At 34.5% G+C, this 15,489-nt stretch carries 15 protein-coding genes; 8 read left to right on the top strand and 7 right to left on the bottom strand.

Annotated features, from left to right (window positions below; genetic code table 11):
• Nucleotides 1-18: 18 nt before the first annotated feature.
• The 5 genes from OF897_RS03115 to OF897_RS03095 form a co-directional block, all read right to left on the bottom strand.
• Complete coding sequence (locus OF897_RS03115) at nt 19-903, bottom strand: LpxL/LpxP family acyltransferase (protein ID WP_267264233.1); 885 nt, start codon at nt 901-903, stop codon at nt 19-21.
• Nucleotides 904-1,008: 105 nt separating this feature from the next.
• Nucleotides 1,009-1,263, bottom strand: a complete 255-nt coding sequence (locus OF897_RS03110; protein WP_267264232.1) for an acyl carrier protein — start codon at nt 1,261-1,263, stop codon at nt 1,009-1,011.
• A gap of 4 nt (nt 1,264-1,267) precedes the next feature.
• Nucleotides 1,268-2,488: a beta-ketoacyl-[acyl-carrier-protein] synthase family protein gene (locus OF897_RS03105; protein WP_267264231.1), complete on the bottom strand. Its 1,221-nt coding sequence runs from the start codon at nt 2,486-2,488 to the stop codon at nt 1,268-1,270.
• A gap of 74 nt (nt 2,489-2,562) precedes the next feature.
• A complete protein-coding gene (gene fabG / locus OF897_RS03100) occupies nt 2,563-3,294 on the bottom strand; it encodes a 3-oxoacyl-ACP reductase FabG (RefSeq protein ID WP_267264230.1) in 732 nt (243 codons plus the stop codon).
• 44 nt (nt 3,295-3,338) lie between these two features.
• A complete protein-coding gene (locus OF897_RS03095; protein ID WP_267264229.1) occupies nt 3,339-4,859 on the bottom strand; it encodes an HAL/PAL/TAL family ammonia-lyase in 1,521 nt (506 codons plus the stop codon).
• Between the two features lie 85 nt (nt 4,860-4,944).
• Between OF897_RS03095 and OF897_RS03090 the strand changes: the two genes are divergently transcribed.
• On the top strand, nt 4,945-6,189 hold the full coding sequence (locus tag OF897_RS03090) for an NAD(P)/FAD-dependent oxidoreductase (RefSeq protein ID WP_267264228.1): 1,245 nt from the start codon (nt 4,945-4,947) through the stop codon (nt 6,187-6,189).
• 36 nt (nt 6,190-6,225) lie between these two features.
• On the opposite strand, the gene OF897_RS03085 is transcribed toward OF897_RS03090, so the two are convergent.
• Nucleotides 6,226-6,819 carry a hypothetical protein gene (locus OF897_RS03085; RefSeq protein ID WP_267264227.1) on the bottom strand — a complete coding sequence of 198 codons (594 nt, stop codon included), beginning with the start codon at nt 6,817-6,819 and terminating at the stop codon, nt 6,226-6,228.
• Between the two features lie 88 nt (nt 6,820-6,907).
• Complete coding sequence (locus tag OF897_RS03080; RefSeq protein ID WP_267264287.1) at nt 6,908-8,200, bottom strand: phenylacetate--CoA ligase family protein; 1,293 nt, start codon at nt 8,198-8,200, stop codon at nt 6,908-6,910.
• A 356-nt stretch (nt 8,201-8,556) separates the two neighbouring features.
• Here OF897_RS03080 and ileS point away from each other — a divergent pair, with 356 nt between their 5' ends.
• The 7 genes from ileS (at nt 8,557) to trpS (ending at nt 15,438) form a co-directional block, all read left to right on the top strand.
• Nucleotides 8,557-11,946, top strand: coding sequence for an isoleucine--tRNA ligase (gene ileS / locus OF897_RS03075; RefSeq protein ID WP_267264226.1), 3,390 nt, complete (start codon nt 8,557-8,559; stop codon nt 11,944-11,946).
• Nucleotides 11,947-12,005: 59 nt separating this feature from the next.
• Nucleotides 12,006-12,386, top strand: a complete 381-nt coding sequence (locus OF897_RS03070; RefSeq protein ID WP_129535779.1) for a TraR/DksA family transcriptional regulator — start codon at nt 12,006-12,008, stop codon at nt 12,384-12,386.
• Between the two features lie 86 nt (nt 12,387-12,472).
• Nucleotides 12,473-12,718, top strand: coding sequence for a DUF6576 domain-containing protein (locus OF897_RS03065; RefSeq protein ID WP_267264225.1), 246 nt, complete (start codon nt 12,473-12,475; stop codon nt 12,716-12,718).
• 61 nt (nt 12,719-12,779) lie between these two features.
• Entirely contained in the window at nt 12,780-12,974 is a 195-nt protein-coding gene (locus tag OF897_RS03060; RefSeq protein WP_267264224.1) for a DUF2683 family protein, read from the top strand.
• Complete coding sequence (locus tag OF897_RS03055; protein WP_267264223.1) at nt 12,974-13,612, top strand: lipoprotein signal peptidase; 639 nt, start codon at nt 12,974-12,976, stop codon at nt 13,610-13,612. Before OF897_RS03060 ends, OF897_RS03055 begins: the two co-directional genes overlap by 1 nt.
• A 41-nt stretch (nt 13,613-13,653) precedes the next feature.
• Nucleotides 13,654-14,298 carry a SanA/YdcF family protein gene (locus OF897_RS03050; RefSeq protein ID WP_267264222.1) on the top strand — a complete coding sequence of 215 codons (645 nt, stop codon included), beginning with the start codon at nt 13,654-13,656 and terminating at the stop codon, nt 14,296-14,298.
• 171 nt (nt 14,299-14,469) lie between these two features.
• On the top strand, nt 14,470-15,438 hold the full coding sequence (trpS, locus tag OF897_RS03045; protein ID WP_267264221.1) for a tryptophan--tRNA ligase: 969 nt from the start codon (nt 14,470-14,472) through the stop codon (nt 15,436-15,438).
• Nucleotides 15,439-15,489 lie beyond the last annotated feature (51 nt).

Raw genomic sequence — 15,489 nt, 5'->3', positions numbered from 1 at the left:
TTAGCTGCCCAAGAAAAATCAGTCTACATCATCCCAAAAATCGAAATAATTGAACCACTGAAGCGGATATTTTTTAATCATCGATTCAAGATTTTGGGTGTACGAATTCAAAAGCCCTTGTGCATCTCGTTTTTTGATTTGCTGTGCAACTCTTGCATAGAGATGATAATGAAGATTTTTTTCTTTCATCACATAGACATACACCACTGGAACGCCCAGTCTTGAGGCAATCATAAATGGTCCAGCCGGAAATTTCGCTGATTTCCCAAGCAAATCTCCTTCTAAGAATTTAGAACCTTCGAAGTAACGGTCGCCTGTAAAACAGATAAGTTCGTTCTTCGACAAGGCTTCATTAATCTCGAAAATATGCGACATATCGTCTTTCACATAAATGAATTTCATATTTGTCGCTTTCACAGAGACACTTTCCAGATACTCTTTGATGACGGTAACTTCCTGGTCTGTAGTGACTAAATTAATTTGACAATCGAAATCGATGTCAGCAAAAAAATGTTCTGCAATTTCGAAATTTCCAATGTGCGCACTGATGAGAACACCTCCTTTTTTTTCAGCTAAAAGGTTTCTGAGATTTTTGATTCCGTCAAATTCGTAGGTGTATTTTTTTCGTAATCCTGCAGAAATGGCAGTTTTATCAATCAGAATTGTTCCAAAGGTAAAGTAACTTTTAAATAGAGAAAGTTTTGTCTTCCAAAATCCATAATTGAGTCTTTTTTGAAAGTAATATCGGTAATATTTATTGCTGTTTTTTTCGAATAAAAAATAGTAGAAAGCCACAAAATAAAGGACAAAATAAGAACTTCGGATTCCGATATTTCTAATGCACCAGACGAAAATTTGGTATCCCAGAATCGTGCCTTTGGATTTACCTTTCCATTTGTTCATAAAATTCAATTTACCAATTTGCCAATCTAGCAATGCAACAATTTTAAAGATATTGATACATTGCTAGATTGATAAATTGTTACATTAGTAAAGTTTAGTCGATAATTATGCGATTTTTTCTGCGATTTTGTTCTCGATGGTTGAGTAGAAGTCATTGAAAGTGATAATATTTTTGAAGTCTGCTTCGCCTAATTTTACTCCGAAATTAGATTCGATTACAACCACCATATCAATATAGTCTAAGCTGTCTAAGCCCAGAGTTGTTTTAAAATTTGCTTCATTGCTGATTTCGTCACCATCAACTTCAAATTCGTTTACCAAAAAATCATTAACAATAGTAATAATTTTCTCTCTTTCCATGTTTTTAATCAAATTTTTTAACTATTAATGCTGAATTGGTTCCGCCAAATCCAAAAGAATTTGACAAAAATACGTCAATTTTTTGATTTTTTGTCTCAGCGATAAGATTTATCTTTTTTGCGTCTTCATCAGGATTTTCTAAATTGATATTTGGAGCTACAAAATCGTTCTGCATCATCAAGATTGAGTAAATAATTTCACTCGCACCTGCCATCCAACATTCGTGGCCCGTCATCGATTTTGTAGAACTCACAGGAACTTCACTTCCGAAAATCTCGTGAATGGCTTTTGCTTCATTCGCATCACCAATTGGAGTAGAAGTTGCATGAGCATTAATATAATCGATATCTTTTGCATCAAAACCAGATTGTTTCAAAGCTCGATTCATAGCCAAAGCCGGACCGTCAACATTTGGGGTTGAAATATGCCCTCCGTTGGAAGAAAATCCGTAACCGACGATTTCTGCAATAATATTCGCCCCTCTTTTTTGGGCAGATTCTAAACTTTCAACAATCAAAGAAGCTGCTCCACCGCTTGGAATTAAGCCATCTCTTTCAGAATCAAATGGTCTGGAAGCTTTCTGAGGTTCGTCTTCTCTTGTGGAAAAAACACCTAATCCATCAAAACTTGCCATTGAATATTTATTGGTTTCCTGAGCGCCACCGCAGACGATGATGTCTTGAAAACCGTTTTTTATCATCATATAAGCCAATCCCAAAGAATGAGAACCGCTTGCACAAGCTGCACTGATGGTTAAATTAATTCCTCTTAATTTAAAAATGGTGGAAAGATTCATCGTAACGGTAGAATTCATCGATTTAAAAATCGCTCCTGAACCCATCAATGTTGTATCTTTCTTTTCTCTTGCGATGTCAATAGATTCTACTACCGCTTTGGACACGCTGTCGTTTCCGTATAAAATTCCAACTTCGTTATTATCTAAGAAATCCTGATCTATATTTGCCTGCTTTAAAGCATCCAAAGTTGCGATGTAAGCATATTCACTCTCCTCGCCCATGCTTACTCGTTGCCTGCGATTCAAAAGATTTTTCAAATCGGGCTTCGGAACTACACCTGTAAGACCAGACCTGAAACCAAATTCTTTTCTCTCATCGACTAAAACAATTCCAGATTTACCTTGATACAGGGATTCTTTCACTTCTTCTAAAGAAGTGCCGATGCAAGAATAAATTCCCATTCCGGTAATGACTACCCTATTTTCCATTTAAAATTCTAGGTTGTAGGTTGCAGATTTTTAGGTTACAGCTAACAACTGCTATCTTTTACCTGCCACCTGATTTATGAATAAATTCCTCCGTTAATATTAATAATTTCTCCCGTGATGTACGAAGATTTTTTTGATGCTAAAAATGCGACCAAGTCTGCCACTTCTTCCGCTTCGCCAAATCTATTTGCCGGAATCATGGCTTTCAATTCATCTTCGTTGAAATCCTGCGTCATATCTGTTTTAATGAAACCTGGTGCAACTGCATTCACTGTGATATTTCTCTTGGCAACTTCCTGAGCGAGAGCTTTTGTAACTCCGACCAAAGCTCCTTTCGCAGCTGAATAATTGGTTTGTCCGGCTGTTCCTTTCACCCCAGAAACTGAAACCATATTGATGATTCTGCCGTATTTGTTTCTCAACAATTTCTGAATGAAGAAATTGGTCACGTTATAAAAACCATTTAAACTCGTGTTAATCACAGAGTTCCAGTCTTCACTTGGCATCCACATGAATAATCCGTCTCTTGTAATTCCAGCATTGTTGACGATAACCTCAACGATAGCCTTTGGATTGTTATCCTGCCATTCGCTTAAAACTTTTTGAGTTTCTTCAGCATTTCCTACATCGAATTTCAAAATTTCTCCTGTAGAGCCTAGCTCTTCAACTTTAGCCAAAGTTTCCTTTGCTGCAGTTTCATTTGAAGTATAATTAATTAAAATATGATAATTTTTTTCTTCAGCCAGTTTTATACAGATTGCTCTTCCGATTCCTCTTGAACCACCTGTTATGATTGCACATTTCATGTGTTTTGTTTATTTATATATTGACAAGTCAAAGCAGTCAATAATTACGTTGTCTTTAAATATTTTTTCACTTGTTCCAAATAAGGATACATCACCATATCATTTGAAAACGTAGGAATAATCATTCTTATTTCATCATACAATTCTTTTGTTTTTGATGAAATTTTATCCTGAAAACTAAGATATTCAATCGCCTGAACAATCGTAATCGCTTCAATCGAAAGAACCTCGAAAGCATTTTCAATTACTTTTCTGCAAATTACAGCAGCATTTGTTCCCATACTTACAATATCCTGATTATCATTATTATTAGGTATACTGTGAACATACATTGGATTCGACAACATCTGGCTTTCCGCAGTTGTAGAAGTCGCTGTAAACTGAACACCCTGCATCCCAAAATTAAATCCTAATTTACCCAAATTGACAAAAGGAGGTAAAATTTCGTTGATTTTCGAATTTAAAAGATAATTCAATTGTCTCTCCGCCAACATAGTCAACTTTGTTACAACGATTTTAAGCTTATCCATTTCCAAAGAAATATAATCTCCGTGGAAGTTTCCGCCATGGTAAACGTGTTTATCTGCAACGTTGATAATCGGATTATCGTTTGCTGAATTAATTTCGTTTTCCAAAACCTTCTCAGTGTATTCTAAAGTATCTAAAACCGGACCTAAAATCTGAGGAACACATCTTAAAGAATAATATTCCTGTACTTTTTCCTTGAAAACTTTTTCCTGTTCTTCGAAATGAGTATATAAATGGTCGGCTCTTTTTCTGATTAATTTACTGTCGGCTAAATGATTACGCATTTTCTCGGCAATTTTTTGCTGACCAATGTGAAGTTTTGTTCCATTTAAAGCTTCAGATAAATGATCATCGTAAGCCTGAACAATTTCGTTAATTGCACACGATAATTTAATTGAAATTTCAGTTAACTGATTGGCTTTATATGCGTTTACAATTCCAATTCCTGACATCACAGAAGTTCCGTTCATTAAAGCTAAACCTTCACGAATTTCAACCTGAATTGGTTCTAAACCTTCAGTTTCGAAAACTTCTTTCGTAGATTTTCTGTCTCCTTTATAGAAAACTTCGCCTTCACCGATTAAAACCAAAGCTAAATGTGCCAATTGAACTAAATCGCCACTTGCTCCTACTCCTCCGTGTTCGAAAATCAACGGCGTAATATCTCTGTTTATTAATTCTTTAAGTAAATTCACGACAGATTCATGAACTCCTGAATTTCCTAATGACAAAGTGTTCAATCTTGCCAACATACAAGCTTTCACTTCATCTTCAGGAAGCGGATTTCCAATCCCAGAAGAATGACTTCTGATTAAATTATATTGAAGTTGATGCGTATCTTCATCACTGATTTTAAACTGAGCCATCGGTCCGAAACCCGTATTTACTCCATAAATTACTTTATTTTTTGAAAATTCTTTCAGAAAAGAAAAACTCTCATTCACTCTCTGGAGAAGTGATTGATCTAATTCTATGCTTTCATTTTCGATAATAATTCTCTGAAAATCTCTCAGTTCTAAAAAGTTATTTATTTTCATCAATTAAAAGTAATAGTATATAATTTTGTAAGATATAATTAATTGTCACTAATTTTGCGCAAAGATAAAAAGTTTTATTAAACAAATGGACAAAGAAATTGTTGATGTTTTAGTAATTGGAGCTGGACCTTCCGGATGCGTATCTTCTGCTTATCTGAAGAAGAATAACATCAATGTGAAAGTGGTTGAAAAAACAAAATTCCCTAGACTTGTCGTCGGAGAAAGCTTGATTCCGAGAGTGATGGATCATTTTAATGAAGCCGGACTGTTTCCTGCTTTAGATAAAATGGGCTTTGAAAAGAAATTGGGAGCTCGTTTTATGCGAGGAAATGAAGTTTGTATTTTTGATTTCAGCAATAAATTTGGCGAAGGATGGGACTGGACGTGGCAGGTTCCGAGAGCTGATTTCGACAATACTTTGGCTCAGGAAGTTATTAATAAAGGAATTGACCTTGAATTTGAAACCGAAGTTATCGGCATTGAATTTAACGGAACAGATTCTGTCACAACCGTAAAAAACAAAGACGGAAAAACAAAGGAAATCCATGCAAAATTTGTAATCGACTCTAGCGGCTACGGAAGAGTTTTGCCTAGACTTTTAGATTTAGAAAAACCTTCGAAACTGTCTCCGCATTCTGCGATTTTTGCTCATGTTGAGGACATTAACAGAGAAGAAGGCGAAGAAGGAACTTTAATTTCTTTTGATATTATTGAAACAGAAGTCTGGCTTTGGGTAATCCCTTTTTCGAATGGAAATACGAGTGTGGGAATTGTTGGCCCGACTGAATATATCGACAAATTATCTGAAAATGGAGACACTACAGAAGCTCTTAGAAAAGCAATTTCTCTTTCTGATTATTATGTAAAACGTTTCGGAGATGTTGAATTTTTATTTGAACCAAAACATCTGAAAGATTATTCCTGTTCAGTAAAAAAATTATACGGAGACGGATTTGCTTTGACCGGTAATGCTTCAGAATTTCTTGACCCTGTTTTTTCTTCCGGAATGGCGTTTGCCACCGAAGGTGGAATGACTGCCGCAAAGCTTGCAATAAGACAATTAAATGGCGAAAAAGTCGATTGGCAGACAGAATTTGCAGATTACATTCTATACGGCGTCAATGTTTTCACAACTTATGTAAAAGAATGGTACACCGGAAATCTTCAGGAATTGTTTTTCCATCAACCCGAAAATCCTGACGTAAAAAGAAAAATCTGCGCAGTTTTAGCAGGTTACGTTTGGGACAAAAAGAATACATTTGTAAGAATACACGACACGGCAATTGTCAATCTGGCAAATTTCATCAAAACAGAAAAACAACAAGCATAAAAAAACGGTCTGAAAAATTCTCAGACCGTTTTTGTTTTATTTTAAAGCTTTTTTGATTTCCTTTCCTACTTCTTTACCTGTTTTTTCATAAGCTGCAGCAATTCTGCCATATTCCATTCCGTAATCAACTTTACTACCTATTCCTTCAATTTTATCGCCTTTTATTGTTGCTAAAACATTTGAAGGATTTGCAGTTTCCACGATTGTAATTTCTGCAGACAATTTTCCAGGTTGCGTTACAAAACCGCTCCAGCCAGCATACATCCATGTTGGATGAATGATTAAAGTATATTTAGCTTCAATATTTTGGGCAAATTTAATTTTCTTTGATTTATTTAAACCTTCAATAAATTTTTCTGTCCAAATTGTTTCTACATGTTGTTCCCAAGTATCAATCCAGGTTTTCCAAGAGGCTTCTCCTTTTTTAGCGACTGTTTCTTTCTGTCTTCTTTCAAGATATTCGGTTTCCGAAAAATTTTCAGCCTGAAAAAGCGGACTTCCGTAATTACGCTCTACATTAACTTCCGATTGACCTTTTAAAAAGCTAAGATTTCCAGAAGTTACCGTAAGGTTCTGAGCAAAAGTTGCTGTTGCAATTGCCACGAACAAAAGCAAAAATATTTTTTTCATAGTTTAATTATAATTCCGCAAAGATAATATTAGAAAAGAAAATTCAGCATAATTAAATAACAATATTTCCATCTTTATAGAATAAAACTCACCTTAAATCTATAAAAGTAATCGGTTTTCTGCTGTTCGGATGAAAAACTGTTTTAGATAAGACATCAAAATCTATAATCTCAATTTTCGGACTGACTCTCAATTTTGCGCGGAAATGATCTCGAACTTCATTCACAAAATTCTCTTCGTTGTTTTCTGTGCTCAACTTGATAATAATTTCGTCCAAACCAATTTCGTTGGATTGAATAACGATTTGATAACATGAAATTCCATTAAAATCATTGAGAATATCGTTCATTGCAGGTGGATACAAGGTCGTTCCTTTATATTTTATCATCTGCTGTTTTCTGCCAATAACCGGACCTAATCTCATTGTATTTCTCCCGCATTGGCAAGGTTCGGTATGTGCTTTTACAATGTCACCGGTTTTAAATCTCAGCAAAGGAATTGCTTCAACGCCTAAAGTTGTAATTGCTAATTCACCACTTTCACCCCTTTTCACTGGATTTCCTTCGTCATCAAGAATTTCTGTAATAATTAATTCTGGATGTTGATGTCCGCCAATTTGAAATTCACATTCTGTAAATGCTGTGCTCATTTCGGTGGAAGCGTAAGTAGAATATAATTCAATATTCCACTTTTCTTTTATTTTCTGTGAAAGGATATTATCCGTAAAATCCTGATTTTTGATGCTTTCACCGATGCAAACCGCACCAATTACGCTCGAATTCTTATAATCTAAATTATTTTTCTCAGCGTAATCAATCATTTTCAACAAAAACGACGGAACGGTTATTAAAAATTTTGGTTGATATCTAAAAATAGAATCCCATTGCAATTCCGGAATTCCGGGCCCCATTCTAACGACTCCGGCTCCAATTTTTCTTAATCCAAGCAAATACGCCAAACCAGCGATAAAGCGCTTATCAATCGTTGTAATCATTTGAACAACATCGCCTTTAGAAATTCCGGCACACGCAAGAGAAATTGCTTCATTGTACGCAATTCTTTCCATATCCTTTTCTGAAAGTCCGAAAGTTACAGGATCACCCAAAGTTCCGGAAGTTGTGCTAAAATCAACAATTTCGGTCATTGGAACACAAAAGAAACTATCATTATTCTGTTGGATATCGTTCTTTGCAGTAGTTGGAATTTTCTGCAAATCTTCCAGAGTCTGAATCTCAGAAATATCAATATTATTTTCTTTAAATAATTTCTGATAGAAAGGTGAATGATTTTCTAGGTATTTCAAAAGTTCTTTCAGTTTTTCTTCCTGAAAAGTTTTTATTTCCTGAATGCTAGATTTTTCGATTGAAGGATAAAGTTCCAAAGGTTTATTTTTAAAAGACAAATTTATTTAATTTAAAATTAAGAGCCTGTTTAAGTTTTATCAAAAGTTCATTTTGTCATTCTGATCTGCGAGAGGAAAATAAGTTTTAGCTAAAGCCAATTCAGACAGACCATATTGAAGCCGGGCTAAAGCTCATCTCTATTGAATAACAAGTCAGTTTTTGTTTCGTAAATGTATCGTAAAATTCACATTTCACAATTGACCATTCACAATTTTCCGCCTTAAAGTTTTAAACAACTTTTTCATAGACGTTATCGAAATAAAACATATATTATAAACCGACAAAAATCACTAAATTTGCCAACTTGATTAATCAACGAAATTGAGAAATTACAATGAGCCAATTTAAAGAATATAAAAACCTTAATCTTATCGACATCGCCGGACAAGTTTCGGAATTCTGGAAAGTTAACAACACCTTCGCAAAAAGCGTGGAAACACGTCAGGGAAAACCTGAGTTTGTTTTTTACGAAGGACCACCTTCAGCAAACGGAATGCCCGGAATTCATCACGTTATGGCGAGAGCGTTGAAAGATATTTTCTGTCGTTACCAGACGCAGAATGGAAAGCAGGTTTTTCGTAAAGCAGGATGGGATACACATGGTCTTCCTGTAGAACTGGGTGTAGAAAAAGAACTCGGAATTACTAAAGAAGATATTGGCAAAAAAATTTCGATTGAAGATTACAACAAAGCTTGCCGTGAAGCGGTAATGCGTTATACTGATGTTTGGAATCACCTTACCGAAAAAATCGGATATTGGGTAGATTTGGAAGATCCATATATCACATACAAATCAAAATACATGGAAACGGTTTGGTGGTTGTTGAAACAATTGTACAGCAAAGATTTGTTGTATAAAGGTTATACAATCCAGCCTTACTCTCCGAAAGCAGGAACCGGACTTTCTTCTGCGGAATTAAACATGCCCGGAACTTATCATGATGTTACCGACACAACGATTGTTGCTCAATTTAAAGTTAAAAAAGATTCTTCAGAATTATTTAACGATGTTGACGGTGATGTAAGCATTTTAGCCTGGACGACAACTCCTTGGACTTTGCCTTCAAATACAGCTTTGGCGGTTGGAAGAGATATTGAATATTATGTAGTAAAAACTTTCAACCAGTATACTTTTGAGCCTGTAACTGTAGTTTTGGCAAGAGTTTTATTGGAGAAAAATTTCGGTAAAAAATATGTGGAAGGAACTGATGAAGATTTAGCAAACTACACTTCAGACAGTAAAACGATCCCTTTTAAAATTGTAAAAGAATTTACTGGAGATAAATTAGCAGGAACTCAATATGAACAATTAATTCCTTGGTTTACTCCTAATGAAAATGCCGAGAAAGCATTCAGAGTTATCATCGGAGATTTCGTAACTACGGAAGACGGTACAGGTATCGTTCATATTGCTCCAACTTTTGGTGCCGATGATGCGAGAGTTGCGAAGGAAAATGAAATTCCACCAATGTTGATCAAAGACGAGAACGATAATTTAGTTCCGCTTGTTGATCTTCAAGGAAGATTTATCAAAGGAAATAATGTTCCTGAATTATTCTCTGGAAAATATATTAAAAACGAATATTACGACGAAGGAACTGCACCTGAAAAATCTTGGGATGTAGAATTGGCAATTTTGTTGAAAACAGAAAACAAAGCCTTCAAAGTAGAGAAATATGTTCACAGTTATCCTCATTGTTGGAGAACTGATAAGCCGGTTTTATACTATCCATTGGATTCTTGGTTTGTGAAAATGACCGCTGTAAAAGACAGGTTGGTACAATTAAATAAAGAAATTAACTGGAAACCAAAATCTACAGGTGAAGGTCGCTTTGCCAACTGGATTGAAAATGTAAACGACTGGAATCTTTCCCGTTCAAGATATTGGGGAATCCCGTTGCCAATCTGGAGAACAGAAGATTTAAAAGAAGAAATCATCATTGGTTCTGTAGAAGAATTATACAATGAGATTGAGAAATCTATCGCAGCAGGATTGATGAAAGAAAATCCGTTCAAAGGTTTTGAAATCGGAAATATGTCTGAAGAAAACTATTCTTTGGTTGATTTACATAAAAACATTGTAGACAAAATCGTTTTAGTTTCAGATTCAGGACAGGCAATGAACCGCGAAAGTGACTTGATTGATGTTTGGTTTGATTCAGGTTCAATGCCTTATGCACAGTTGCACTATCCTTTTGAAAATAAAGAATTAATAGATAATCATAAAGCTTTCCCGGCAGATTTCATTGCTGAAGGAGTTGACCAAACTCGTGGGTGGTTCTATACACTTCATGCAATTGGAACAGCAGTTTTTGATTCAGTCGCTTATAAAAATGTAATGAGTAACGGACTTGTTTTGGATAAAAACGGGGTAAAAATGTCAAAATCCAAAGGTAATGCGGTTGATCCGTTTGAAACGCTTTCAGATTACGGCCCGGATGCGACGCGTTGGTACATGATTTCAAATGCTAATCCTTGGGAAAATTTAAAATTCGACAAAGATGGAATTGACGAAGTGAGAAGAAAATTCTTCGGAACGCTTTACAATACCTATTCTTTCTTCACTTTATATGCGAATGTTGACGGATTTAATTATTCTGAAAAAGACGTTGAAAACAGACCGGAAATCGACCGATGGATTTTATCTGAATTAAACCTTTTAATTAAAGAAGTAAAAGCATTCTACGAAGATTACGAGCCAACAAGAGTTGCAAGAGCAATCAGCACCTTTGTGAACGACAATTTGAGTAACTGGTACGTGAGATTATGCAGAAGACGTTTCTGGAAAGGAGATTATTCTGATGACAAAATCTCTGCTTACCAAACTTTATATACTTGTCTTGAAACTGTTGCCAAATTATCTGCACCAATTGCTCCGTTCTTTATGGATCAATTATATCAGGATTTAAACAAAGTTACAGGAAATGACAGCGCAGAATCTGTGCATTTAACAGACTTTCCGGTTGCTGACGAAAGTTTGATCGATCAGGATTTGGTTGAAAAAACGCATTTAGCGCAAAACATTACAAGTATGGTTTTCTCTCTAAGAAAGAAAGAAAATATAAAAGTGCGTCAACCTTTACAAAAAGTCTTAATCCCTGTGTTGGATTCTAAAACTGAAGAGCAGATTTTAGCAGTTGCAGAATTAATTAAACAAGAAGTTAATGTTAAAGAATTACAATTGATTAATGCTGAAGAAGCTTCTCATTTAATTGTAAAACAGATTAAGCCAAACTTCAAAACTTTAGGTTCAAGACTTGGAAAAGACATGAAAGTTGTTGGTAATGAAATTACTAATTTTTCAACAGAGCAGATTTCTTCTTTAGAGAAAAATGGAAGCATTGAAATTCAAGGATATGAAATTACTATGAACGATGTAGAAATTTCTACAAAAGATATTCCGGGATGGACTGTAACTTCTGATGGTAAAACAACTGTGGCATTAGATTTGACGCTAACAGAAGAATTAAAATCTGAAGGTATCGCAAGAGAGTTTATTAACAGGATCCAGAATCTTAGAAAAGAGAAAGATTTTGAATTAACAGATAGAATAAGCATTATTTTGGAAGAAAACTCCCCGTTTTTGGAGCAAATCAAACAAAATGAAGAATATATTTCATCTGAGGTCTTGTCAAATAAAATAGAAATTGTATCTTCACTTTCAAATTTTAATGAAATCGACATCGATGACCTTAATTTTAAAGTAAATGTTGAAAAAAATTAACATATAGTTGTTGTTTTTTCAAATTCCATTTCATAAATTTATTAAAAAAGAAAAAGACAATGCAAGACGAAAGGGTAAGATATAACGACTCTGATTTACAGGAATTTAAAAAGTTAATCAAAGATAAAATAGAAAAAGCAGAGAAAGATCTGCAGTTGATTAGAGAAAGTTTCATCAACGATCAAAACAATGGAACTGACGACACATCACCAACTTTCAAAGCTTTTGAAGAAGGTGCTGAAACGCTGAGCAAAGAGCAAAACTCTATTTTGGCAGGAAGACAGGAGAAATTTGTAAGAGATCTGAAAAATGCTTTAATCAGAATCGAAAACAAAACTTACGGTGTTTGCAGAGTAACCGGAAAACTGATCCCGAAAGAAAGACTTTTGGCAGTTCCGCACGCTACTTTGAGCATTGAAGCTAAAAATATGCAGAGATAATTATTTTTATCTTATTTTTGTAAATAATTAATTGGGTTTATAATTTGTTTTACGACATTTTATAAACCTAATTTTTAATTATATCTATGACCGAATTTTTAATTTTAGCGGTGACTGTACTTGCTGTTTTATGGTTTTTCAACAGAGAAAAAATAAAGCAGAAGTTCTTTCCTGAAAAGGAAAAAAACTATACAATTGACGATAAATTTAATTCAGAAAAGAGAGAAAGAGAAAAGGAAATCGATCACCTCCTGAGTAAAATGGGCAAAAACGGAATCAACGATTTGTCTGCAAAAGACAGAAAAAGACTCGACGAACTTTCTAAACATTAATTTAAATAAAATCGTTGTTAAAGCTTTATTAAGTTAAAACTTCGATTACAAACCAACTATAATGGAAGCATTAATTGTACACCCAAAAAATCAAATGGAGCTGAATGCACTGAAAAGTGTAATGAAAGACATGGGAATTCGTTACGAAAAATTTCACACTAGAGGCGCAAAAACTCAAACCTTCGAGCCTAGAACTCCTGCAAATAAGGAAAAACCTGCAAGAAATTTCAAAGACAAACCAAAGCCGAATTTGTAATGAAGAAGATTGTACTTATCACTTTTCTTATCTTATTGATTGATCAGGCATCAAAAATTTATATTAAAACGAATTTCAATCTTAATGACAGTATTTCTGTTTTTCCGGGATTTAAATTAACATTTGTTGAAAATCCTGGAATGGCTTACGGTTTTCATTTCGGCGGAATGCTTGGTAAATATTTTTTGGTTATCGTTCGCATTTTCCTGATTGGAGGAATGATTTACCTGTTTAATAAATGGCTTAAAAGAGGCGAATCTAATTATCTGATTATCCCTATGTCTATTATTTTTGCGGGTGCGATTGGAAATTTAATTGACGGAATGTTTTACGGATTAATTTTCGACAGCGGAATGGTCTATGACGAAAGCGTAAACCAATGGATTGGTTATGGCGGAGTTTCTAAACTTGTTTCTTTCGGTGAAGGTTATTCTACTTTTATGAAAGGCTGCGTTGTTGATATGCTTCATTTTCCTTTAGTAGATTGGTATGTTCCTGAAAGTTGGCCTTTGATTGGTGGAAAACATATTGAATTTTTTAAATACATTTTTAATGTAGCAGATTCTGCTATTACAGTTGGAGCAGCTTTGTTATTAATTTTCAGAAAAAAAGCTTTCCCGAACGGACTTGAATTTTAAAATATTTCATACTTTTATGAAACCTTCAGGGTTTTAAATGTATGAGAAAATTTATAAAAAATACAATCAAAATTTTCCTGTTACTTTTAGTGGCAGGAATTATTTTTATCGTTTGGTCAAACTTTACCATTAAAGATCAATCGGAAGATTACATAACTTCTAATATTTCAACTTTACCGATCCAAAAAACCGGACTTCTTTTAGGAACAAGCAAAACTCTATCAAACGGAGCACCAAATGTTTATTTTTTTAACAGAATTGAAGCAGCTGCAGAATTATTCAGATCAGGAAAAATTCAGAATATTATTGTAAGTGGAGATAATTCCAACAAAGATTACAATGAACCTGAAGAAATGAAAAACGAGCTCATCAAAGCCGGAGTTCCTACCGATAAAATTTTTGAAGATTTTGCAGGTTTCAGAACTTTGGATTCTGTTTTAAGAGCCAAAGAAATATTTGGGCAAAATTCATACATCATTATTTCTCAAAGATTTCATAATGAAAGAGCAGTTTACCTTGCAAGAAAAAACGGAATTGAAGCTTGGGGTTACAATGCTGCAGATGTAAACAAATATGCCGGAATAAAAACCAATGCAAGAGAGAAACTAGCAAGAGCGAAGGTTTTCTGGGATTTTATTTTTGGAGTTGAACCGAAGTTTGGTGGGGAGAAAATTTTGATTCCTTAAAAATTTTAAACTCTCTTTTGTCATTCTGAAAGAATCTAGACAGTTTAAGTTTAAAAGAATGCTGAGATCCTTTCAGGATGACAAACAGAGTAAATATACTTTCTGTATAAACAAACTTAAATAGTTTCAGTAAATTTGCAATTCATTAATTTTTAAAATAATCTTAAACAAATGTCAAGAATTCTTACCGGCATTCAAGCCACCGGAACTCCGCACCTTGGAAACTTATTGGGTGCAATTATTCCTGCAGTAGAGCTTTCTAAGCAGTCAGGAAATGAATCATTTTTATTCATTGCGAATCTTCATTCTCTTACACAGATTAAAGACGCAAAAGAACTTAAAAATAACACCTACGAAATTGCTGCGGCTTGGCTTGCTTGTGGACTAGATACCGAAAAAACTTTTTTTTACAGACAGAGCGACATCCCTGAAACCTGTGAACTTTCTTGGCATTTATCATGTTTTTTTCCTTATCAGAGATTGACTTTAGCGCATTCATTTAAAGATAAAGCAGACCGTTTGCAGGATGTGAATGCCGGTTTGTTTACCTATCCAATTTTGATGGCTGCAGATATTTTATTGTATGATGCTGAAATCGTTCCTGTAGGAAAAGATCAGCTTCAGCATTTGGAAATTGCCCGTGACGTTGCCTCAAGATTCAATAATCAGATGGGTGAAGTTTTAGTTTTACCTCAAGCTGAATTGCAGGAAGACACAAAATATGTTCCCGGAGTTGATGGACACAAAATGTCTAAATCCAGAGGAAATATCATCAATATTTTCTTACCTGAAAAGGAATTGAAAAAACAGGTAATGAGCATCGAAAGTGATTCTAAATCTTTAGAAGAGCCAAAAGATCCGTCTACAGATAAGACGTTTGCGATTTACGAATTAATTGCAACTCCCGAACAAACCGAAGAATTAAGAGCAAAATATGTAGCCGGAAATTTCGGTTACGGTCATGCTAAAAAAGAACTTTTAGATTTAATTTTAACAAGATTTGAAAAAGAAAGAGAATTATTTTCTTACTACATGAATAATCTTGATGAATTAGAAGCAAAACTTCAGGAAGGAGCTGCAAAAACAAGAGCAATTGCTACACAAACCATTAAGAGAGTGAGAGAAAGTTTGGGAATTTAATTTTGGATATGCTCTAATAAATAACGTTTCGGCGGCACCAAAGGTGCCGCC

It is taken from the genome of Chryseobacterium formosum (assembly GCF_026460885.1).
In the GTDB taxonomy this organism is placed as follows: domain Bacteria; phylum Bacteroidota; class Bacteroidia; order Flavobacteriales; family Weeksellaceae; genus Chryseobacterium; species Chryseobacterium formosus.
Note: the sequence above shows the minus strand (reverse complement) of the source record. Positions and strands in the feature narration are given on the sequence as shown.